A 23,460-nucleotide genomic window follows, 5' to 3' on the forward strand; every position below is an offset into this window, starting at 1 on the left:
TGTGGCTGCTAAAGAACTTTATCAAGAAACTGGGAACTCTATGTATATAGAAAATTTAATAAAAAATGGTCGCTAGACATATTCTGATAAATATATTGGTGATACACATCCGTTACCGGTAAGAAATAAATAAATTTAGCGGCCATACTGATAGTCACTTTTTTGTGGCTATCACCAGGTAAGTCACTCTGTGAAAACGCTGAGAGATATGTAATGAATAAAAATGAAATTTATATTGATATCTTACAGGTAACACTGCCGCATTTGCGCATGGTTGCTAACTTGAGTTGGTTTTATAAACTTAGAGATCGTTCTGCAATATATGAAACAGAATTAATTTATGGTTTTTATTATCTTTTATCTCACGACGACTTTGAAATAAGCGACATACGGTTTTTAAATGACCATTGTCGATATTATTGTGTGAATTGCAATGAGAATATAAGTATGCTTTATAATGATCATTTAAAAAGCTTTGCAGATCTTTTTTTATTGTTCCTGATCATTTAAAGGATCAGCTTGAATGGGAAGGACCGAGTCTCACTTAAAGAGATCACCAAGGCCACATCAAAGATACTTGGATATTGCTGACTGTCAATATCGGGGACAGCTCACCGTTGATGGCGCTGACTTCCTAGGTTGCTCTCCCGTTGCTCGATAATCAGGGCAATATCAGCAAAACGCTGGAAGCGTTAAGCAATAGCAACTCTGTGAAATCGCTGGTTACCGCCATGGTGATTGGTGGTGCGCTCTCAGGGTTTGACTCCGTAATGGGCTTTGATAAAGCCGCAGGCGGTGCTGCTGCCACTAACGCCGGTAATGCCAAACTGCCGCTGCTGAGTAACGGCGACTGGAGCAAGATTGCCCAGCGTGTGGCAGGACAGTCGATCATTAGTTCCAGCCTGAATACCACCATCAATGGCGGCAGTTTTAAAGATAATTTCACCACGGCGTTGCTGGCAAATATCGGTAATCGGTTTCAGGCGGAAGGGGCATTCCTGATTGGAGAGAACGGCGATATTCTTGGTTTACCGGGTAGAACGGTCAGCCATGCGGTGATTGCCGGGGTTGCAGCTGAAATTGGCGGAGGGGATGGAAAAGGTGCTGCCGCCGGGGCGATGGCGGCAGAACTGGCGGGTGTTATCATGCAGAGTTCGCTGTTTGAGCCTGCGAATCTGAATGAAAAAGAACGTCAGCTATATCGCCTTCAGGAAGCGTTAACCGGCAGTGAGGCCAAGACGCAGGCTGCAAAGGTGGTTGCGGCTATCGCGGGTGCTGTCACTACTCATACCCCTGAAGGGGCTTACAGTGGCGCAAACGCTGGGGAACAGGTTTACCGCTATAACTTTGATGAGCACCTGCTGGACTCTGTTCTTACTGAAGCTAATAACGATATTGCGCTGGCTAAGCAAGGTGATCTGGCCGCGATTCAGCGCGTGCAGGCCCGCAATGATGCATTATCTGCGGTGGCCATTATTGGCGCAGGTGGTGTCGCTGTGGCGGCAGGTGGAGTGTGGCTGGTTGCCACGGCACCTGAGCTGGCGTTAGCCGCTCGTCTGGCACTGACGGGGTGTAAAACTCAGCCCATGCTGTGTTTCAATCAGGCTGGCATTTTTGCTACCGATCTCGCAGCCCCTGAAGCAGCATTGGGTGTAGGTGCTGCAGTCAGCGGTACCACCTTTGTGTTGGGAAAAACGGAGGACAGCGCCAAGCGCTTGTCGCAGCAACTCGCCAACACTGCGCAGGCGTTCTATAACAAACAGGGTATCAAGACACAGCCAGTCGCTGATTTTATTAAAGGAGAAGTCACCGTAGGGAGTAGTCTCTCAACAAAAACGGCTGACTACCTGCGTGAGATTCAAAAAGCAAACACTGAGCAAGTGATTAAGGTGTTTGATAAGGCTCAACCGGACAGTAAGCTTAACGTGTTTGGCAAGCAAATTGAGCAAGTCTTGGGTGAGGGGGGTAGCAATACATCGGGAACGACGAAAGTGTTTGCCAGCCCAAGCTTATCGGAGCAAGAGATACGTAACTTTGCGCAGTCGTTGGCAGGAAATGTGCCGTTACAAGAGCGAAATATGCCTCAGGGGATAATTTACATTGCGCAACTAAATGATGGTTCTACCATCAAATTACGGAATTTTTCTAAAAGCAGTGAGGATACAAAAGCTCGTTGGACTATTGAAATTACCGGAAATGAAAGCATAAACTCCCTTCAGGGGAAGGTGAAGAAAAAAATCGAGCTCAAATTTCAGTGAGGGCAAAGATGCTTTATAACCAAGATGAATACCAATTGTTTCGAGATGAACTTAATGGTGGTTCTATAGGAACGATATGGTCCGCGATGCGAGCAGATAATTTTGATAAAATTCATTTGTCGTTCGATGAGAAAAAAGAGTATTTCTTTGAACTATTACAAAAACTATTAGGAGAAGGTATAATAAAACTTGCTAACCGTGGTGTATTCTTAGACGGAACTATCGAAGAGCAGATAGCCCGTTATAAGCTTGCTTTTCCTAAAACGGAAGATGAGTGGAAAGCGCGAGGTGAGGATCTCTGGTTTTATGAAGAAGATTGTCCCGGCGGTGTGGTTTGGGTTCATGAGAGTGGTTATTTAGACTGGACCTGACTCACGCTTTACCGCTAATGGTTTTTTCTGGACATTAGCGGTCAATATGATTATTTTTTTCAAGGATGACTTATGAGAGTACTGATTTTTTTGATGATTGGCTTTACGTTGTCAGGATGTGCAATAAAGTTCGGCGATGTTAAAAAGGGCGGTGGTATAGAGTATTTTGAAACACATTATACCCGTCATACTTCAAGTTGCATGTGCGTTGGCTGCGCTCACTCACCCCAGTCACTTACCTGAGTAAGCTCCTGGGGATTCAATCCCTTGCCGCCTTCCTGCAACTTGAATTATTTAGGGTATATACGACAAAAATGAGAGGTGCAATGCCGGGTGGCTCTGTACTTCTTACTATGGATACTTACCTTTCACCGATGGTTGTTAATTATTGTTCATCACGTCAGGGTGAGATTATTTCTGTATGGTGCGTTGATAAAAATAACTATCCTTTATTTAAAGTCAAATACAGTGGCCCTAGTGATGTGCCGTTGATGGTAAATGGAAAAATGACGATGTTTACGCCCTATCCGTTGCTGGAAATTATTGAAAGGAATAACACTATTTCCGATCAAGAGTGGCTGACCTCTGCTAAAACTCGTTGGGGGTTCTCTCCCGATACGCTCACTGAATCGCACTAAACGCGCAATAGGCACTCAGTAGGTAATGGTGATGGGCATATAAACATCACCATTCCTGTCAACATTCATCAAACTGTAAACAAAGGTAACTAGGTTATGTCGTGATGATATTATCGCTCAAGGACATGACCATGAATGCTCGTTGGCTACTGCCGTTGCTGTTTGCTTCCACCCTGCCGGGGTTCGCGCAGGCTCAAGCGATTTACCCTATCGACCGCGCCACCATGCTGGCGGGCGGTAAGTTTGACTTTAAAGTCGAGTTTGATGCTGTACTGAAACCTGCGGATGTTCGCATTCTGATCAACGGCAAGGATTACCAGCAGGTGCTGGGCAAATCCGCCACCTTTGTTGAGCGCGAAGACGGGCAGGATGTCTCTGCCGTGTGGATTCGCGATGTGTTCCTGCCGCAGGCAGGCAAGTACGAAGTGGAAGCGCAGGCTAACGGCAAAACGTCGAAAGTGACCTGGGATGTCTATCCCAGCGCGGAAAAACGTAAAGCGAAGAATGTCATTCTGTTTATCGGTGATGGTCTCTCCGTGGCGCACCGCACCGGCGCGCGCATCCTGTCTAAAGGCGTGACCGAAGGGAAAGCCGATGGTCGTCTGGCGATTGACGATCTGCAATACATGGCGTTTGCCGGTACGTCAAGTACCGACTCTATCGCGGCAGACAGCGCCAACACCATGAGCGCTTACATGACGGGTCACAAATCTGGCGTGAACGCGTTGGGTGTCTACGTGAGCCGAAGCAAGAATTCGCTGGAGCACCCGAAACAGGAAACGCTGGGCGAACTGATCACCCGTTCTTCCAAGATGTCGGTTGGCGTGGTCAGTGATGCCGAACTGGAAGATGCGACGCCAGCAGCGGTGGTGTCTCACACCCGTCGTCGCGCGGATAAAGCAGAAATCGTTGAGATGTTCTACAACGTGAAGCCGACGGTGATGTTGGGCGGCGGTTCTGCCTACTTCCTGCCGAAGAGCACGGCTGGCTCTAAACGCAAGGATGACACCAACTACGTTGAGAAATTCCAGCAAGCGGGCTATACGCTGGTCACTGATGCTGACGGGCTGAAGAAGAATGCAGAGCAGGCGACCAAACTGCTGGGGCTGTTCCACACCGGCAATATGGACGGTGTGCTGGATCGTCGTTTTCTGAAAAACGACGTGACCAAGAAATTCCCCAATCAGCCGGATCTGACCGACATGACGCAGGCGGCGCTGGATGTGCTGTCGAAAAATAAAGATGGCTTCTTCCTGATGGTGGAATCAGCGCTGATCGACAAAGCCTCTCACCCGTTGGATTGGGAACGTGCCTTTACCAACACCATCATGCTGGACCAGTCAGTGGCTATCGCCAAAAAGTTTGCTGAGAAAAATCCGGATACGCTGATCATCGTCACCGGTGACCATACGCACGGCCTGTCGATTATCGGTACGGTGGATGATGATAAACCGGGTACTGAGATGCGTGAAAAAGTGGGCGTGTATGAAGATGCGGGCTTCCCGAACTACAAAGATGCCAACAAAGATGGCTACCCGGATGACATCAACGTCTCTAAACGTTTAGCGGTATTCTTCAATAACTACCCGGATTACTACGAAACCTTCCGCCCGAAACTGGATAATCAGTTCGTTCCTGCCATCAAGAACGAAAAAGACCAGTATGTGGCGAACAAGGCCTATGAAAACGTCCCGGGTGCCGTGTTCCGTGAAGGTATTCTGCCACGCTCTTCGGACACTGGCGTTCACGCCGTGGATGACATGGTGATTCAGGCCAGCGGCCCTGGCGGTGAAAAAATTCGCGGCTATATGGAAAACACCGAGTTGTTCCGCGTGATTGTTGATGCGCTGGCGCTGAAACCACAAGCTACCAAGTAATGCGCTGTGATGAATAGCCTTACTTTACGTCCGGCGGGGGAGACCCCGCCGTTATTCTTCTCGGCGTTGTGGCGCTTGGTCGGTGTTTGCGTGTTGCTGCTCAGCCTGATCGGCACCGCGCGCGCCGCATTGCCCACGCTCTCTTTCGATAAACTCTATGCCTCGTATGGCGTGCTGGGGTTGGAGTTTTCCGATGAGGTAAAAAACCTCTCGGGAAAACGCGTCAAAATGCGCGGCTTTATGGCCCCACCGCTCAAGGCTGAATCCCAATTCTTTGTGTTGACCAAAATGCCGATGGCACTCTGCCCGTTCTGCTCTTCCGACGCCGACTGGCCGGAGGATATCGTGGTGGTCTACCTGTCAAAACGGCAAACCTTCGAACAGAACAACACCATTATCGATGTGGAAGGCGTGCTGGAGCATGGCTCTTGGACGGATCCGGAAACCGGGTTTGTCAGCCTGTTACGCCTGCGCGATGCTCGCTTTGATACGCCTTAGGAGCCGCTGTGGCTGATTTGCATATTGAAAATTTAACCGTCTCTTTTCCTGATATGCCCAGCGCCGTGCTGGACATCGCCCAATTACAGATTGCGGCGGGCAGCTGCGTGGCGGTAATGGGGCCATCAGGTTCGGGCAAAACCACGTTAGTGAATGCCATCACGGGCATGGAGTGTGAGGGCTCTGGCAGTGTGCGTTGGGGTGAGCAAGATATTCGCCAACTGTCAGAAGTTGAACGCGATCGCTGGCGCGCCCGTCATGTTGGTCTGATCATGCAAGATTTTCATTTGTTTCCCGGCCTTGATGCGCTGGAGAACGTGCTGCTGCCAGCGCGTTTTCACCATTGGCATCTGCCGACGTCGTTGGCGGCGCGGGGGCGAATGTTGTTGGAGCGCGTCGGTGTGAACACGGGCAATCGCCCGATTGAAGTGCTGTCGCGCGGTGAGAAACAGCGTGTGGCCGTAGCGCGTGCACTCTTGGCGGCGCCGGACATTATCGTTGCCGATGAGCCGACGGCCAGTCTGGATGCACACAACGGTGAGCAGATCGCCGATCTGCTCGTCACGTTGGCGCGGGAACAGCGCAGTACGCTGATTGCCATTACGCACGACAAGCGGCTGGCTGCGTTGATGTCGCGCTGTATTCAGTTGGAAAAAGGACAGCAAGTGGCGGATGACGCTCAGGAGGTACAAGGATGATCCCATGGCGTTTGATTATCGCAGACTGGCGTCGGCTTTGGCCGGGCGTGGTGGTGGTAGTGATACTGATTGCGTTGGCGACTGCGCTGAGTATTTCTGTGAGTTTACAGGAGCGTGCTCTGCGCATGGGCAGCGCCAAGGCGGCGGATCGTTTCGATTTGGTGATTGGTGCGCCGGGGAGCGAAACGCAACTGGTGCTCTCGTCAGTCTTTCTTCAGCCTTCTGCATTGACGCTGATTCCGGCGCAGGTGCTCGATGAAGTACAGAAAAATCCGCTGGTCGCCTGGGCGGCACCGGTGGCGTTTGGTGATTTCTATCAAGGCATGCCGATCGTGGGGACTAACGCGGCATTGGTGACAGATGGTGGCAAACGTCCCTTGCTCGCTGGTCGGGTATTTAACGATGGATTTGAAGCCGTGGTAGGGGCAGGGACCGGACTGTCGATTGGCAGCACCTTTAGCCCGGTGCACGGTCAGGTCGGGGAAGAGGGGGCCCATGCCCATGCAGAAGTACGCTATACCGTGGTCGGCGTGCTGCCCGCCGACGGCAGCGCCTGGGATAAAGCCATCCTGGTGCCGGTCAACGCGGTGTGGCGTGTGCACGGCATCCATGCACCCGGCGACCATGACGATGAGCTCACGCATCATGAGGGCGAAGAGGAGCATGAGCACGCCGAGGGCGAGGCGCATGAGCACCATGATGACAGTGAAGCGCATCACCATGAGGCGGGTGTTCCAGCCATCGTAGTAAAACCCCTGAGCATCGCTGGCGCTTACCAGTTGCGTTCCCTCTATCGCGGCACGACGACGCTGGCGGTATTTCCGGGAGAAGTGCTGGTGAAGCTCTATTCCATCCTCGGTGATATTCGTGCGTTGCTGATGTATATCGCGATAGGTACACAAGGATTAGTGGGAATGGCGGTGGCGCTGGTGGCGGTGATGCATTTACGCCAACGCCAGAAGCAAATCGGTGCATTGCGTGCTTTTGGCGCGCCGCGTACCGGTATTTTCCTGTTGATCTGGAGCGGATTGATGTCACTGGTCTTTGCCGGTGTGGCGATCGGGGTGGGGCTGGGCTATGCCGCTGCCCAGGCAGTGGCGCTCATCATGAGTGAAAAGAGTGGCTTTGTTTTGCCGATTGCACTGGGTGAAGACGATCTGTGGTTTGTGCTGCTACTGCTGGCCGTGGCTGCTGTGGTGCTGACGCTTCCTGCCATACTTTCCTATCGGCAGTCTCCTGCGGCGGCATTGCGCGGGGAATAATGGATATAACAAGGGGCCGTTTGACCCCTTGTTATATTTTCTCTCTGCAATGACCAATGATTGAATAAGGTGATAGTGCCTTGTTTTAGTAAATCATTTTCTGAATGCATCCCCTCTCATCTCACCGTTATATTTAGATTCCATTAATGACCTTAATATTCGGCCTCTGTGTTTTTATGAGGTGGCTAATAATGCTTTGTTATTAATGAAATTGTTCTGTTTTTATGCGGGTGATGTTTCCTATAAAAGTCATTTGCGCAATCATGAAGGAATTGTTCATGCAGCAACGATACGTAATTCTCTGCTGTGTTGCCGGGGTGATGACGGTGTTTTCAGCTCAGGCCGAAAACACCGTTACCGCCGCAACCATTAGTGGGGCGTTGGGATGGTTAGAGGGAGAATCACACGAAAATGTTTACCTGGAAAATGGAGACAAACTCAGTCAGCTGGATTGGAAAATAAAACAAACGCCGATCATAACAATGGCGGTTAATTGGGATATATCCCCACACATAACATTGACTGCTCGGGGTTGGACGACGCTCGCAGAGCGAAGTGCAAAAATGGATGACTATGATTGGCTCTATGACGATCAAACACACTGGAGTGAATGGTCTTATCATCCTAATAGCCGCCTGAACCATGCAAATGCGTTTGATATGGGCGTTCAGAGCTGGGTGGTAAGCCAACCCAATTACCGGCTGGGAGGGATTGCTGGTTATCAACAGACGCGTTTTAGCTGGACAGCGCTGGGTGGATTTTATCAGTATGATAACGGGGCAACGGTGGGGGCATTTGAACGGGGCCGTAATCTTGGTGGTTATAAGCAACAATTCGATGTCCCATATCTGGGTGTGGTCGGGATAGTGCGCTATCAGAATGTTGAGTTGAGCTCACTTGTGAAATATAGCCCTTGGGTCAAAGCGCGTGATAATGATGAGCACTATTTGCGCCAACTGACCTTTCGCGATGAAGGCAATTATGGGCGTTATTATTCTGTGTTGGTGGACATTGGTTATTATCTGACATCCTGTGCCAAGGTATTTACCGCGCTGAGTTGGCATAAATATGCTGAAAGCCGTGGAGGGGCACAAATTATCGATCAGGTTTCCGGGAAGCAGAGATATATTGGCGGCCACGCTGCGGGTATTGCCAATGAGTATTATACGGTGACAGCTGGCCTGACATACCGTTTTTAAGCCTTACTACGGGTTGACAGCGAGGTTTGTGCCGCAGCGGGTGGCCTGGTCCCGTCAGTTGAGGGCTCCAGAATAGCCGGACGAAACAGGCAATACTTTTAGTTCAAATAAACTGAATAATCACAGCAAATCACTTAGCTATTCATTAACGAGTCGTGGCGCTATTCTTCTCTCCATCGAAAGCACTTCGCTTTCACACTAACCACAGAGATAAGGATTAGCATCATGAAAACCATCAAAACTTTTGCAGCAGTATTGGCCCTGACTTCACTCTCTTTCGGCACTTTCGCCGCAGAGCAGATCGGTACCGTTTCCGTGAGTGGCGCTAAAACGCTGAGCGGTTTCGAATCGCAAGTAGCCGCTAAAGCACAGGCAGCAGGCGCATCGTCTTACCGTATCGTTTCTGCTACCGGTGACAACCAACTGCGCGGCACCGCGGTTCTGTATAAATAAGAGACGTTCGGCAAATGTTACAAGGGGAGCCCACGGCTCCCTTTGCTTATACCCGTCATACTTCAAGTTACATGTGCGTTGGCTACACTCACTCACCCGAATCACTTACTCGAGTAAGCTCATCGGGATTAATGAATCTCATCCCTGAGATTCACCCTACGGGCCAGCGCAAGCGCTGTTCAAATTTGTTCCAGACAAATTTGTCACTCGCTTGCCGCCTTCCTGTAACTCGAATTATTTAGGGTATACAAAAAACTAACGTTTTTTAAACGCGGCGGCCAGTGCATCGCTCATGGCGCTATTGCCCGCAGAGCTCTGCTGCTGACGTACACGTGGTGCATTGTTAGCTGGCCGAGCGCCGGTGTTTCGTTGACCACTATTGTTGGCGCTACGACGTGACGTAGTGTCACCCGGCTGTTCATCAAGCCGCAGGGTCAGCGCGATACGCTTACGGTGCAGGTCAACCTCCAACACCTTAACCTTAACGATATCACCCGCTTTCACTACCTTGTGCGGATCGTCGACATAGCGATCGGACAGCGACGAGATGTGCACCAAACCATCCTGATGTACGCCAATATCCACGAAAGCACCAAAATTGGTGACGTTGGTGACCGCACCTTCAAGCACCATGCCCGGCAGCAGATCGTTGAGCGTTTCCACCCCTTCAGCGAACGCAGCGGTTTTAAATTCCGGTCGCGGATCGCGTCCGGGTTTTTCCAGCTCTTTCACGATGTCTGTCACCGTCGGTAAGCCGAAGCGTGTGTCGGTAAAATCCACCGCCTTGAGTTTACGCAGCGCAGCGGCATCACCCATCAGGTCGCGCAGCGTCTGGCGTGTGGCCTCCAGAATACGTTCGACCACCGGGTAGGCTTCCGGGTGAACCGTCGAAGCATCCAGCGGGTTATCGCCGTGGTTGATACGCAGGAATCCCGCGCACTGCTCGAAGGCTTTTGGCCCCAGACGGCTGACCTTGAGTAACTGCTGGCGATTGTCAAAGCGCCCGTTCTCATCACGCCAGTTGACAATATTCTGCGCCATCATTTTGCTGAGCCCGGCAACACGCGTCAGCAGCGCTACTGATGCGGTATTCAGATCGACGCCCACGGCGTTAACGCAGTCTTCCACTACGGCATCGAGCTTTTTCGCCAGTTGCATCTGGCTCACATCGTGCTGATATTGGCCAACACCGATGGATTTGGGGTCGATCTTCACCAGCTCTGCCAGTGGGTCCTGCAAGCGACGCGCAATAGAAACCGCACCGCGCAGCGAAACATCCAGACTGGGGAATTCCAGCGCCGCCAGCTCTGATGCAGAATACACCGAAGCCCCCGCCTCACTGACAATCACCTTCTGGGCATTGATTGCCGGGAACTGTTTTTGCGTATCGAGGAAGAAACGTTCGGTTTCACGTGATGCGGTGCCGTTACCGATCGCCACGAGTTCTACCTGATGCTTAACACACAGTGCCGCGATGATAGGGGCCGCCTTGGCAGCCTGTCCGGTATGTGGGTAAATGGTATCTGTGGCAACCAGTTTGCCAGTGGCATCTACCACCGCGACTTTCACGCCCGTACGCAGGCCCGGATCGAGCCCCATGGTGGCGCGCATTCCGGCCGGTGCTGCCATCAGCAGATCGTGCAGGTTGCGTGCAAATACATTGATGGCTTCTTCTTCGGCCTTTTCACGCACGGTACCCATCAGCTCGGTTTCCAGATGCAACAGCACCTTGATACGCCAGGTCCAGTTGATCACCGCGCGGCGCCAGGTGTCGGCAGGCGCGTTGTTGAGCTGCAAATTCAGGTGGGAAAGGATTATCTGCTCACCGTGGCTTTCGCGCGGTGGTTCATCAAACTGCGGGTCGGCGTTCAGGGCAAGTTGCAGCACCCCTTCGTTACGGCCACGAAACATCGCCAGTGCACGGTGTGATGGCACGCTAGCGATCGGTTCTTGATGGGCAAAGTAGTCGCGGAACTTCGCGCCTTCATCTTCTTTGCCTTCCACTACGCGTGCGACCAGATGGGCATTTTTCCACAAATAGTCACGCACCTTGGCCAGCAAGACGGCATCTTCTGCGAAGCGCTCCATCAGAATGTAGCGCGCGCCGTCCAGCGCGGCTTTGACATCGGCAACGCCTTTGTCCTCGGCAACATAGGCCAGCGCCGCCTCTTCAGGGACCTGGCTCGGATCTTGCCACAGGCTGTCTGCCAGCGGTTCCAGTCCGGCTTCGATGGCAATTTGTCCACGCGTACGGCGTTTCGGCTTGTACGGCAGATAGAGGTCTTCCAGCTCAGTTTTGCTCAGGGTGCCGTTAATCGCCAGAGCCAGCGGTGGTGTTAATTTCCCTTGCTCTTCGATCGATTTCAGAATGGTCTGACGCCGTTCTTCCAGTTCGCGCAAGTAACCGAGGCGGGTTTCCAATTGGCGCAGTTGGGTATCATCCAACCCGCCAGTCACTTCCTTACGGTAACGAGCGATGAACGGTACGGTGTTCCCTTCGTCCAGCAGGCGGACTGCGGCGTCAACCTGCTCCTTTCGCGCCTGCAATTCGCTGGCGATAATCTGGCTCAATGCATCATTCATAATCGGAATTCAATCATCATCAAGGGGTGAGTTAACTAATCGGGGACAGTTATACGGATTGCGTAGCAAAAATGCCAGTCGGCATTATGGCCTCTCAGAAAATTTACCTATGTCAATTTTTCAGCGAATTGTTCGAATTTGAAGCCTTTTTTCGCGTATTAAGGAAAGGTGCGGTACGGAGTGTGCTCTGGCTGTGTTACGGTAATGCGGCGCAGGTTCGCGTTATGGGGTGTCATGTTGGTGGAAGGCGCATTCGGACGGGAGAAAGAATAATGACAGTCAAGAAATCCATCCTGACGATGGAAGGAAAAAAGAACATTGCGCTCAATGTGCGCGCGGGCGTGTTGGGCAAAGAGGCCGTAGACATTCGTCCGTTAGGTGCGCAGGGGCTGTGCAGCTACGATCCGGGGTTTAATAACACGGCCGGATGTGAATCCGCCATCACCTATATTGACGCTGCCAATAGCGTGCTGCTGCATCGCGGGTTCCCGGTAGAGCAACTGGCTGAGAAATGTGATTTCACCGAGGTGTGTTACATCATGCTGCACGGTGATGCGCCGAATCGTGAACAGTACGATCAGTTTGTCAACAGCATCACACGACATACCATGATTCATGAGCAGATCTCGCGTATGGTCAGTGGGTTTCGTCGTGACTCGCACCCGATGGCGCTGATGTGCGCGGTGGTTGGCGCGCTGGCGGCGTTTTATCACGACGTGCTGGATATTCACAACGAAGATCACCGCGAGCTGGCGGCGCTGCGCTTACTGTCGAAGATGCCGACGCTGGCTGCCATGAGCTACAAATTCTCCATTGAGCAACCCGCGGCTTATCCGCGCAACAGCCTCTCTTATACCGGTAGTTTCCTGCATATGCTGTTTTCCGTTCCGGCGGAAAAATATGAGGTCAACCCGGTGCTGGAACGTGCGATGAACCGGGTGCTGATTTTGCACGCCGATCACGGTCAATGCCCCTCTACCACCGCAGTGAGGGCATCTGGTTCCTCCGGCGCCAATCCTTTTGCGTGTATTGCCGCTGGGCTGGCAACCATGTGGGGGCCCAACCACGGCGGTGCCAATGAAGCCTGTATGCGCATGCTGGAAGAGATCAATACCGTTGAGCGTATTCCCGATTTTGTCCGCCGGGCCAAAGATCGCCGCGACTCGTTCCGTTTGCTGGGCTTCGGTAACTCGGTCTATCACCATTTTGACCCGCGTGCGGCCGTGCTGCGAAAAACCTGTCACGAAGTGCTCAATGAGATGGGGCCGAAAGATAATCTGATGCAAGTGGCGATGGAACTGGAACATATCGCCATGACCGATCCCTATTTCCTTGAGCATCGGCTCTACCCGAGTGTGGATTTCTACACGGCGGTGATCCTGAAAGCCATGGGGCTGCCACCTTCCATGTTCCCAGTGATCTCTGCGGTAGGCCGCACTATCGGTTGGATTGCCCACTGGAAGGAACTGCACACACAGGAACCCAAAATCTATCGCCCTTGCCAGATTTATACTGGTCAACCGCGTCGGGACTACGCATCACAGTTGAAATAATGCAGCAGTCATCCTCCGTGAAAACGGAGGATGACTGTATCAAAGAAGGGAGATGGCTACGCGTGCTCTTGCGCTGTCGGCTGTGGCTCCGGTAAGAAGGGAGCAACATAGCGCTGGTAGCGAGAGGGTTTGAGCTGTGTCATGTCCACCAGCACCAGACCATCGATGCAGTTGTTAAAATCAGGATCGATACCGAAATCGATAAACTGCACACCGCCGGTTTCGCACACTTCAGAATATTGCTTGTACAGCGTGGGAATCGCACATCCCATGTTGTTGAGCATGCTTTTTAGCCGTGTCAGATCTTGTTGATAGTCAGTGCCTTCAAACTGTTTTAGCACATCGGGTAACGAGGTCGGATAAGGTCGACGCGAGGTGGCCATCGGCTGACTTGGTGAGAAGTACAGGCGATAGAAGGCGACCAACAGATCCCGCGCGTGCGGTGGCAGGGTGCCGGAAAGCGAGACCGGGCCAAACAGATAGCGATATTGCGGGTAACGGGCCAGATACGCGCCGATCCCCAGCCACAGATAGTCGAGCCCACGTTTCCCCCAATATTTGGGCTGAATGAAGCTGCGTCCCAATTCAATGCCCTGTTCCAGAATTGGGTCCATCTCTGCCCCATACTGAAACAGGCTGTGGCTATACAGGCCGTTAACGCCTTTATGGGCAATTTGCTGTGCGGTCGGTGTGAAGCGGTAGGCGCCGACAATTTCCAACTCCTTTTCATCCCATAAAATCAGATGCAGGTAGTCGTCGTCATAGCTGTCCAGATCGCGTCGCTGGCCTGATCCTTCTCCAACGGCGCGGAACGCGATTTCGCGTAATCGTCCCAGTTCGCGCAGAATGGGAACATACCCTTCTTCACCGCGTCGATAGAGGTAAACCACTTTTCCGTCAGGGGTGGTGCCTAAAGTCTCACAAACGGCTAATGCGTGCTTCAGCGCGGCGCGATCCTCCGCCAGGGCAATGGGTTTTTCTCCCAGGAACGTGCCGGGTTTACCCAAGCCCAAACGATAGACATGGCGGCGGAAACGGGCTGCAACATCGTTGGCATTCCACTCCCCGTGGCTCCAGGTGGCATAGGGAATACGTGCGCCAATGCGGATCTTGAGCTTCTGGCTGCGTTGTTGAAACATTTCTCGGACCAACAGCAGCGTTGAGAGTGGCCGGTAGAGGAGGGAAGAGAGGTAGAACAAGCTGCTGTTGCGTCCGCTGATATGAATGGGAACAACGGGCGCACGCGCTTTGCTTGCCATGCGAATAAAACCGCTGTGCCAATGCCCATCGCGAATCCCTTGCAGGCTAATGCGTGACACTTCCCCTGCCGGGAACAGAATGATGGCACCCTCTTGGTTGAGGTGGTTTTGTATCGCATTGATTTGTGAGCGTTTTGTTCGGTTGTTAACGTTATCGACAGCGAGCAGCACCCCTTTTAACGGGGTAATGTAAGAGAGCACTTGGCTGGCTAAAATACGCACGTCAGGACGAACGCTTGCCACCGCACGCAGCAGCGCCAGACCATCCAATGAGCCGATAGGATGGTTGGCGACCAGCACCACTGGCCCTTGGCTAGGGATGTTTTCTAAATCCCCTTCCACCATTTCACAACTGAAATTGAAATAGTCCAGAATTTGCTCAACCAGATCCAGGCCTTTCAAATGGGGGTAACGTTCGGCGAATTGCTGCATTTCACGCTCAAACAGCAGTGCGCGTAGAAGAGAACGTTGCCAGGATGGCGTTTGACGGTGTGGTACAAGGTCTTGCAGGATGGCATCTACGCTGAACATATTCGAGTCTCCCGTGACACTTCGAGGCCAAATTAAGCGATCGAAGTGACACATTTATGTCAACACAAAAATAATCTTGTCCCCGCCACCTTTAATTTACATTGGTGTGGGCTGCGCTTTTGCACCTTACTTTCTACAGCGCGATGTATTTACGCTGATAGCACATAAGGAAAGATTTTCGGGGGAAGGGGAATCCCACGATGAGGTGCATTATGCGTAATGCGACTGTAGTATTGGTGACCAAATCATGATAATTGCGAATTTATTCGCAATTATCATGATCAATACACGAGCAGAACAGTAGAATAAATCGTAGGCAAGGATATGAACGCCAAAAATGATTTTATTCCAAGGGTATTTATTTGCGTTTTTACTGTTTTTTGAATCGTTTTTTTACGTGTAGTTTACTTGCGTTATTGTTTATCTCGGTATTTTCACGTTACCTCTTTTTTCAAATCGTAAAATTTGTTTTTATTGTTTATAGATTAAAACTTAATTTTATTTAAATTTAATAGGTTTGGTGTATCGCATTACGGTGAAGAGAATAGATCTGTTCATTTTCGATATCCACTATGTTCAATGATTTAGTTCTTTTTTGTTTTTTTATTTATCTTTGGTTAATGTGAATTTAATCGAGTTTTCTTTCAAAAAATGAGCTTGTGTTTCTTAAGATAAATAACAATCTAAAACAGCTTTAAATAATCTTTGACAATAAACGAGCAAATTTTTATGCTACGGCTCAACTCTTTTTATGTCGTCGCGTAAAGGTATGGCATAAAGGTATTGTGTAAACCAATATTCTCATGGGCGTTAATGAGCGATCTAAGATATATGTCGCAGGATTTCTATTTTCTATGTTTTGTGTAAATAAACATATCATCAATAGGGTTAGGTTATTTTTAAAATAATACTTGCTTATCCCAGAGGGTTTTATGGCCTACTTGATTAATCAAACTATCATTTTCAATGATGGAGAGGGAACTTTATCTTGGCGCGATCGTGAAGGTGAAGCCATTTCATTGAGCGCGCCTATTGCACGCATACTCGCTACTCTGATTGATAATCCGGGGGTTACATTAAGCCGTGAGCTGTTGCTACGAGAGGCGCTAGAAAAGTATTCACTTTCTCCTTCTATCAGTAACCTCAATAATTATATCTCGTTGCTTAGAAAGGTATTACGCAATTTTGGCTTGGCGGAGGCGATTGTCACTGTCCCGAAATCAGGTATTGTTTTTCATGTCGACAGTATTGAAGCCTATTCCAGGCAACAAACGGACGTTCGTACGGTAGGAAATTCGGTAGGAAATACGGTGGAGACATCGATGAACGAACCGGTGCGTGGTGTAAATCCCCCAGTGGCTGCACCCGACCATTCGGCTCCCCGCTTCCAACTGGGCTATACGGCAAAAATTATTTTTATCATCGGCATGATTCTATTATTTATTTTGATAATGGTGTCATTTTCTGGTCGTTTCCCTTATCGACATTTTGTCAGAGTCAATATGATAAATAAGTGCGATGTTTTTGCATTACAGGATGCGGTCAACCGCGAATCGATCGCGGGTTATCAGGATCTCTGTGGTGATCATGTCTTGTTTATTTCATCAAAGACGACACCGTTACAGAGCTCAGGAATGAAAAAAAATCGCATTATCATTGCATGTAGCAAACGCGGAAAAGGATGCATTACCTATGTTGAAAAATAGCTTTGGAAATAAAATGGTATGGTTAAGCCTGTTATTATTGGTGGCGGTTTTATTAGTTGTACCCTATTATTTTAAGCATCAATCCTTTCACAAACCGGTGATTTGTTGTGGCGAGGTGAGGGTCAGAGAGGGAAATGAAGAATATCGAATAAGGAAAGAGTACGATGTCAATGTTTATTTAAGCGATAAAAATCGTGCATTAATTTTTATTGATGGTGTGTTTATTGGTAAAGATGATATTCCTCGTACCGTACAGCGTACGTTCAGTTTCGACTCCGTCTGGAATGAAAATCGCCTGTTAGTCAAGAATGTCACACTGGATAAAAACCCGGAGGATAATGCACCCGATGACGCTTTCTCGTTTATCGGAGAAAATGACATCCTGGAGTTCGAAATGCTAACGCGTGATGTCTATCTTATCAGCACGGCGTGGTCGAAATTGGCCTGTAATATCCGTTGATATCGTACGCCTCAACCCCGTAACGCCACGATGACGGGGTGGATAAATACTCAGCCGGGTGTTCACTCGGCGGGTGCGTTATAGGTTATCTGATTTACATACCACGTTTTTTCGCCTGAAGGTGTTTTTACTGTCACCTCTTCGTCGCGTTCTTTTTTCAGCAATGCTCGCGCCATGGGGGCATCGATTGAAATATAGTCTTTACGCCCATAGATCTCATCAGGGCCAACGATGCGAAAGCGCATCTGGTCGCCTTGCTCGTTTTCTACCTCAACCCAGGCACCGAAGAACACTTTGCCTTCTTGCTGAGGGGAGTAATCGACAACACGAACGATTTCCAGACGTTTGCGCAAGTAGCGCACCCGTCGGTCTATTTCGCGCAACAGCCGCTTGTTATATTGGTAGTCGGCATTTTCACTGCGATCGCCTAAACTTGCCGCCCAAGCCACTTTTTCTGTAATTTCTGGACGACGTTCCTTCCAAAGATAGTTAAGCTCTTTGTAGAGCATGTCGTAACCTTCACGGGTGATAAGATCGGTTTTCATCGTTTGCTTTCTTCATCGATTATTACGAGTACGCATAGCGCGGCGTTGATACACTGTGCGCAGCAGCTACATCCTAAGGCGATTGAGCCTGTAAAATGAAGGAAATGATTGATTAATCCCTATTTTATTATGCTTTGTAACAATTTTGCCTGCAATATATACCAGAAACGACTGTCAGTAATTCATGGGTTTTTGAACAATACGGGCATCGGCAGCGATTACGCTTTTGGAGAATGAAAATGCAAGAGAACTATAAAATTCTGGTAGTAGATGATGATATGCGCCTGCGCGCACTGCTGGAGCGTTACCTGACGGAGCAAGGTTTTCAAGTACGTAGCGTAGCCAATGCTGAACAGATGGATCGTTTACTGACGCGTGAGTCCTTCCACCTGATGGTGCTGGATCTGATGTTACCGGGCGAGGATGGGCTCTCGATTTGCCGCCGCCTGCGCAGCCAAAGCAACCCGATGCCTATCATTATGGTGACGGCGAAAGGGGAAGAGGTTGACCGTATTGTTGGCCTGGAAATTGGCGCTGATGACTACATTCCTAAACCGTTTAACCCACGTGAGCTGTTAGCGCGCATCCGTGCCGTGTTGCGCCGTCAGGCGAACGAACTGCCGGGAGCGCCGTCACAGGAAGAGGCGGTGATCGCCTTTGGCAAGTTCAAGCTTAACCTGGGCACGCGCGAAATGTTTCGCGATGACGAACCGATGCCGTTGACCAGTGGAGAATTTGCGGTGTTGAAAGCGTTGGTCAGCCACCCGCGTGAGCCATTGTCTCGCGATAAACTGATGAACCTGGCGCGTGGTCGTGAATACAGCGCGATGGAGCGCTCCATCGACGTGCAGATCTCGCGGCTGCGCCGTATGGTGGAGGAAGATCCGGCGCATCCGCGCTATATCCAAACTGTCTGGGGCCTGGGATACGTCTTTGTACCGGACGGCAGTAAAGCATGAGACGATGGCGCTTTTCTCCGCGCAGTTCGTTTGCCCGGACGCTGTTGCTGATTGTCACCCTGTTGTTTGTCAGCCTGGTCACCACCTATCTGGTGGTGCTCAATTTCGCCATTTTGCCAAGCTTGCAGCAGTTCAACAAAGTGTTGGCCTACGAAGTGCGCATGCTGATGACCGACAGGCTGCAATTGGAGGATGGCTCTTCGCTGGAAGTGCCACCGGCGTTCCGGCGTGAAATCTATCGCGAGCTGGGGATTTCCCTGTATACCAATGCCGCGGCGGAGGAGAGCGGCCTACGTTGGGCGCAGCACTACAAGTTTTTAAGCCAGCAAATGGCACAGCAGCTTGGCGGCCCGACAGATGTACGCGTTGAAGTCAGCAAAAACACCCCCGTGGTGTGGTTGAAAACCTGGCTTTCACCCGATATCTGGGTGAGGGTGCCTCTGACGGAAATCCATCAGGGCGATTTTTCTCCGCTATTCCGATACACGCTGGCGATTATGCTGCTGGTCATCGGCGGGGCGTGGCTGTTTATTCGTTTACAGAACCGGCCGCTGGTGGAGCTGGAATATGCGGCGCTGCAAGTGGGGAAAGGCATTATTCCGCCCGCGTTGCGAGAGTATGGCGCCTCCGAGGTTCGTTCGGTAACGCGCGCTTTCAACCAGATGGCGTCGGGGGTCAAACTGCTGGCTGACGATCGTACGCTCTTGATGGCGGGCGTCAGCCACGATTTACGCACGCCGTTAACACGCATCCGGCTGGCGACCGAAATGATGAGCAAGGATGATGACTATCTGGCTGAGTCTATCAACAAGGATATTGAAGAGTGTAATGCCATCATCGAACAATTTATCGACTATCTGCGCACGGGCCAGGAGATGCAGATGGAAGCGGCAGATCTGAACAGTATTCTGGGTGAGGTCGTGGCGGCTGAGAGCGGCTACGAGCGCCAGATTGACAGCGATTTCTCCGACGGTGAACTGATGGTGCGTATCAGCCCGCTCTCTATCAAACGCGCGGCGCTGAATCTGGTGGTCAATGCGACGCGCTATGGTAACGGCTGGATCAAGGTCAGCAGCGGACGAGAACTGCAACGCGTCTGGTTCCAGGTGGAAGATGATGGTCCAGGTATCGATCCTGCGCAGTTGGCGCATCTGTTCCAACCGTTTGTGCGCGGCGACAGCGCGCGTACGACCAGCGGTACGGGATTAGGGCTGGCAATCGTGCAGCGTATCATTGATGCGCATGACGGCGCGCTAGACGTGGGCACCAGCGAACGCGGTGGGTTGTGTGTGCGTGCTTATCTGCCCTTACCCTATGAGCGGACTAAAGAAGGGCCGTCAGCCGTTGAAAAAGAAGCGTCAGAAGGATGAAAACGGCGGTTTACGCAGAAGAAAAAAGCGCGGGCAAGCCCGCGCTTTTGCATTTTATGGTGTGATTTCCGCCCCAATTTCGGGTCCGGCGCTCACCAGTGCCTGACCCGCAGGGGTATCGGTATACTTGTCGAAGTTGGTACAAAAACGCTGTGCCAAATCTTCGGCTTTCTCTTGCCACTTAGCCCGGCTGACATAGGTGTTGCGCGGATCCAAAATCTGAACATCTACGCCCGGCAGTGAGCGTGGAATAGCCAGATTGAAGATTGGCAACGTATGCATTTCAGCATCATCAATGCTGCCATTCAGAATGGCATCAATGATGGCGCGGGTGTCTTTGATCGAGATACGTTTTCCCGAACCGTTCCAGCCCGTATTAACCAGATAGGCTTGTGCACCCGCTGCTTTCATGCGTTTTACCAGCACTTCGGCATAACGTGTGGGATGGAGCGACAGGAATGCCGCACCAAAACAGGCGGAAAACGTCGGCGTAGGCTCGGTGATCCCGCGCTCGGTGCCTGCCAGTTTGGCGGTGAAGCCGGACAGGAAATGGTACTGCGTCTGGTCGGGCGTCAGGCGTGATACCGGCGGAAGAACACCGAAAGCATCGGCCGTCAGGAAAATTACCTTACGCGCGTGTCCCGCTTTGGAAACCGGTTTGACGATGTTGTGAATATGGTAAATGGGATAGGAGACGCGGGTGTTCTCCGTTTTGCTGCCATCGTTGAAATCTACGCTGCCATCTTCCCGTACCGTGACATTCTCCAGCAGCGCATCGCGTTTGATAGCACCGTAAATATCCGGCTCCGCTTCTTTCGACAGTTTGATGGTTTTGGCGTAGCAGCCGCCTTCAAAGTTGAACACGCCGTCATCATCCCAGCCGTGTTCGTCGTCGCCAATCAACTGGCGTTTCGGATCGGTGGACAGCGTGGTTTTTCCGGTGCCGGACAGGCCGAAGAAGATGGCAACATCCCCTTTCTCGCCGACGTTGGCAGAACAGTGCATGGAGGCGATGCCTTTGAGCGGCAGCAGGTAGTTCATGATCGAGAACATCCCTTTCTTCATTTCGCCGCCGTACCAGGTGCCGCCGATCAGTTGGATCCGTTCCGTCAGGTTGAAGGCGACAAAGTTCTCTGAGTTCAGCCCCTGCTCCTGCCACTGTGGATTGGTACACTTCGCCCCGTTCATCACGATGAAATCGGGCTCAAACTGCGTGAGTTCATCCTCTTGCGGGCGAATGAACATGTTTTTGACGAAGTGGGCCTGCCAGGCAACCTCAGTGATAAAACGCACTTTCAGACGGGTATCAGGGTTGGCTCCGCAGAAGGCATCGATGACAAACAGGCGTTTGCCGGACAGTTGCTCGGTCACCAAGTGTTTCAGGTGGCTCCAGACTTCTTGCGTCATGGGGTGGTTATCGTTCTTGCCTTTGCCTTGATCCGACCACCACACGTGTTCACGCGAGGTGTCATCACGAACGATGTATTTATCTTTGGGCGAACGACCGGTAAAAACCCCGGTGTCGACGGCGATAGCGCCCAGCTTGGTTTCTCGACCGCGTTCATATCCCTCCAGGTCGGGAGCGACCTCTTCCTGGAAAAGTACTTCATAACTCGGATTGTAGACAATCTCGCTGACATCGCGGATCCCATAAGCGGCGAGGGCTTGTGGTGCAATACCTTTGATCTGCATATCGCTACTCCTCAATAGTTATAGTCATACTGATAGTTATTGTACGGAGTAAGCCTATTTTAGCTGGGATAACAATCATAAAATTAAATAATTTAAGACATGGGTTTGTTTAATTTTCGTTAAGTGAAGCGATTCTTCTTCAGTAGGGGAAAAATGAAAACGGGCACCGAAGCGCCCGTTTAGTCATTAATGTGATTGTAATGTCTTATGCGATTAATGCCTTGTGGCATCAGCGCTGGCGTGACGAATGTCACTGATTTCGCTGGCGCTGAACAGGTAGTGCGTACCGCAGTAATCGCAATGCATATCGATTTCTTGTTCCTGTTCCAGCATCTCATGCAGATCGGCATCCGACAGCGTCATTAATGCATCTGCGCAACGTTCACGCGAACAGTGGCAGTGAAACGATACGGCCTGCGGCTCGTAGAGCGTCACGGATTCCTGATGGTAGAGGCGGTACAGCACCTCGTTCGCAGGCAGGGTAAACAGCTCTTCGTTTTTGATGGTTGTTGTCAATTGCACCAGATGATCAAAATCGTCGTGGCCGACGTGCTGTGCGGGCAGCACTTGCAGCAGCATGCCTGCGGCAACCGGGCGGCCTTCATGCTCCCCGCTGCGAATAAACAACCGGGTAGGTAACTGCTCGGATTGCAGGAAATAGTTTTCCAGACAGCTGGCAACCGAATCACCCTCCAGACCCACCACCCCTTGATAGCGTTCACCTTCCTCGGGCGTAATGGTGATCACCAGATAACCATTACCTACCATCTCACGCAGCGTCGCCTCGGGGGCAACCTCACCTTGTAAGCGAGCAACACCGCGCATTTGCTGCTGATTATTGCCGTTGATGACGGCGAGTTTCAGCGGGCCGTCGCCCTGAAGCTGTACGGTGATATCGCCATTGAATTTCAACGTTGCCGTCAACAGGCTGGTGGCGGCAAGCATATCACCCAGAATCAGGCGCACCGGAGTTGGGTAGTCATGATTTTCCAGAATCTGTTGGTAGGTATTACTGACCGTCACCAACTCGCCGCGAACGGCATGATTTTCAAACAGATAACGGTGTAGTTGGTCATGGTTGGACATGGTTTCTCTCTTAATGGTCAGGAACTACTCTGAATCACTTTGTTTAAATTTTATCAGATCGCGCCGTTCTTTTTTATCGGGACGACGATCCGGGTGCGGCATCGTCAGGGCGTTCATCTTGCGAGCCAAGGCGACCTTTTCACGTTTTTCGACGCTTTGCTCGGTCTCTCGATACAGCAATTGCGCTTCAGGCGCCGAGCGACGCTGTGCACTGAGGGCCGAAACCAGTACGGTGCGTTCGTCGTTGCCCTGGCGCAGTTTGATTTCCGCATTCAGTTCTACCAGCTTGCTGGGCTTGGTACGTTGCCCATTGTAATGCACCTTGCCGCCGTCGATGGCCTCACGCGCGACCGCCCGGGTTTTGTAGAATCGAGCGGCCCAGAGCCATTTGTCCAGGCGAATACCGTCATCTGACTCTGTCTTCTCTTTCATATCAACCTCTTGCTCATAAACGCCCGGCGC

General features: G+C 51.1%; 20 protein-coding genes. 14 read left to right on the forward strand and 6 right to left on the reverse strand.

Features of this window, described 5'->3' with window-relative positions; genetic code table 11:
• Positions 1-650 precede the first annotated feature (650 nt).
• The 9 genes from J5224_RS35540 (at position 651) to J5224_RS09210 (ending at position 9,254) form a co-directional block, all read left to right on the forward strand.
• Complete coding sequence (locus J5224_RS35540) at positions 651-2,258, forward strand: DUF637 domain-containing protein (protein ID WP_319802426.1); 1,608 nt, start codon at positions 651-653, stop codon at positions 2,256-2,258.
• 8 nt (positions 2,259-2,266) lie between these two features.
• Positions 2,267-2,629: a DUF596 domain-containing protein gene (locus J5224_RS09175; protein WP_264625080.1), complete on the forward strand. Its 363-nt coding sequence runs from the start codon at positions 2,267-2,269 to the stop codon at positions 2,627-2,629.
• A 203-nt stretch (positions 2,630-2,832) separates the two neighbouring features.
• Positions 2,833-3,267 carry a hypothetical protein gene (locus J5224_RS09180; RefSeq protein WP_264625081.1) on the forward strand — a complete coding sequence of 145 codons (435 nt, stop codon included), beginning with the start codon at positions 2,833-2,835 and terminating at the stop codon, positions 3,265-3,267.
• 131 nt (positions 3,268-3,398) lie between these two features.
• A complete protein-coding gene (locus J5224_RS09185; RefSeq protein WP_264625082.1) occupies positions 3,399-5,144 on the forward strand; it encodes an alkaline phosphatase in 1,746 nt (581 codons plus the stop codon).
• Between the two features lie 9 nt (positions 5,145-5,153).
• Positions 5,154-5,642 carry a hypothetical protein gene (locus J5224_RS09190; RefSeq protein ID WP_264625083.1) on the forward strand — a complete coding sequence of 163 codons (489 nt, stop codon included), beginning with the start codon at positions 5,154-5,156 and terminating at the stop codon, positions 5,640-5,642.
• 8 nt (positions 5,643-5,650) lie between these two features.
• Complete coding sequence (locus J5224_RS09195) at positions 5,651-6,340, forward strand: ABC transporter ATP-binding protein (RefSeq protein ID WP_264625084.1); 690 nt, start codon at positions 5,651-5,653, stop codon at positions 6,338-6,340.
• The gene (locus J5224_RS09200; protein ID WP_264625085.1) at positions 6,337-7,602 is read left to right on the forward strand and encodes an FtsX-like permease family protein; all 1,266 of its coding nucleotides are present in this window, start codon (positions 6,337-6,339) and stop codon (positions 7,600-7,602) included. Before J5224_RS09195 ends, J5224_RS09200 begins: the two co-directional genes overlap by 4 nt.
• Before the next feature lie 263 nt (positions 7,603-7,865).
• Entirely contained in the window at positions 7,866-8,801 is a 936-nt protein-coding gene (locus J5224_RS09205; RefSeq protein ID WP_264625086.1) for an omptin family outer membrane protease, read from the forward strand.
• A 225-nt stretch (positions 8,802-9,026) separates the two neighbouring features.
• Complete coding sequence (locus J5224_RS09210) at positions 9,027-9,254, forward strand: YdgH/BhsA/McbA-like domain containing protein (protein WP_264625087.1); 228 nt, start codon at positions 9,027-9,029, stop codon at positions 9,252-9,254.
• 255 nt (positions 9,255-9,509) lie between these two features.
• Here the strand turns inward: J5224_RS09210 and J5224_RS09215 are convergent, their stop codons facing one another.
• Positions 9,510-11,837, reverse strand: a complete 2,328-nt coding sequence (locus J5224_RS09215) for a Tex family protein (protein WP_264625088.1) — start codon at positions 11,835-11,837, stop codon at positions 9,510-9,512.
• Between the two features lie 272 nt (positions 11,838-12,109).
• Between J5224_RS09215 and J5224_RS09220 the strand changes: the two genes are divergently transcribed.
• Complete coding sequence (locus J5224_RS09220) at positions 12,110-13,390, forward strand: citrate synthase (RefSeq protein WP_264625089.1); 1,281 nt, start codon at positions 12,110-12,112, stop codon at positions 13,388-13,390.
• Between the two features lie 56 nt (positions 13,391-13,446).
• Here the strand turns inward: J5224_RS09220 and J5224_RS09225 are convergent, their stop codons facing one another.
• Complete coding sequence (locus J5224_RS09225) at positions 13,447-15,180, reverse strand: lysophospholipid acyltransferase family protein (protein ID WP_264625090.1); 1,734 nt, start codon at positions 15,178-15,180, stop codon at positions 13,447-13,449.
• A 932-nt stretch (positions 15,181-16,112) separates the two neighbouring features.
• Between J5224_RS09225 and J5224_RS09230 the strand changes: the two genes are divergently transcribed.
• Together J5224_RS09230 and J5224_RS09235 are read left to right on the forward strand one after the other, a co-directional pair.
• Positions 16,113-16,886 (forward strand): winged helix-turn-helix domain-containing protein, encoded by a 774-nt coding sequence (locus tag J5224_RS09230; RefSeq protein WP_264625091.1) that lies wholly within the window; start codon positions 16,113-16,115, stop codon positions 16,884-16,886.
• A complete protein-coding gene (locus J5224_RS09235; RefSeq protein WP_264625092.1) occupies positions 16,873-17,346 on the forward strand; it encodes a FidL in 474 nt (157 codons plus the stop codon). The genes J5224_RS09230 and J5224_RS09235 overlap by 14 nt, the downstream gene beginning before the upstream one ends.
• 62 nt (positions 17,347-17,408) lie before the next feature.
• On the opposite strand, the gene greB is transcribed toward J5224_RS09235, so the two are convergent.
• The gene (gene greB / locus J5224_RS09240) at positions 17,409-17,891 is read right to left on the reverse strand and encodes a transcription elongation factor GreB (protein WP_264625093.1); all 483 of its coding nucleotides are present in this window, start codon (positions 17,889-17,891) and stop codon (positions 17,409-17,411) included.
• 239 nt (positions 17,892-18,130) lie between these two features.
• Here greB and ompR point away from each other — a divergent pair, with 239 nt between their 5' ends.
• Together ompR and envZ are read left to right on the forward strand one after the other, a co-directional pair.
• A complete protein-coding gene (ompR, locus tag J5224_RS09245) occupies positions 18,131-18,850 on the forward strand; it encodes a two-component system response regulator OmpR (RefSeq protein WP_001157747.1) in 720 nt (239 codons plus the stop codon).
• Positions 18,847-20,220 carry a two-component system sensor histidine kinase EnvZ gene (gene envZ / locus J5224_RS09250; RefSeq protein WP_264625094.1) on the forward strand — a complete coding sequence of 458 codons (1,374 nt, stop codon included), beginning with the start codon at positions 18,847-18,849 and terminating at the stop codon, positions 20,218-20,220. The genes ompR and envZ overlap by 4 nt, the downstream gene beginning before the upstream one ends.
• Before the next feature lie 54 nt (positions 20,221-20,274).
• On the opposite strand, the gene pckA is transcribed toward envZ, so the two are convergent.
• From pckA to hslR, 3 genes are all read right to left on the reverse strand, one after another.
• Positions 20,275-21,912 (reverse strand): phosphoenolpyruvate carboxykinase (ATP), encoded by a 1,638-nt coding sequence (gene pckA / locus J5224_RS09255; RefSeq protein WP_264625095.1) that lies wholly within the window; start codon positions 21,910-21,912, stop codon positions 20,275-20,277.
• Positions 21,913-22,125: 213 nt separating this feature from the next.
• A complete protein-coding gene (gene hslO / locus J5224_RS09260; protein ID WP_264625096.1) occupies positions 22,126-22,998 on the reverse strand; it encodes an Hsp33 family molecular chaperone HslO in 873 nt (290 codons plus the stop codon).
• A 24-nt stretch (positions 22,999-23,022) separates the two neighbouring features.
• A complete protein-coding gene (gene hslR / locus J5224_RS09265; protein WP_264625097.1) occupies positions 23,023-23,430 on the reverse strand; it encodes a ribosome-associated heat shock protein Hsp15 in 408 nt (135 codons plus the stop codon).
• Positions 23,431-23,460 lie beyond the last annotated feature (30 nt).

This window comes from Candidatus Symbiopectobacterium sp. NZEC135 (assembly GCF_025962695.1).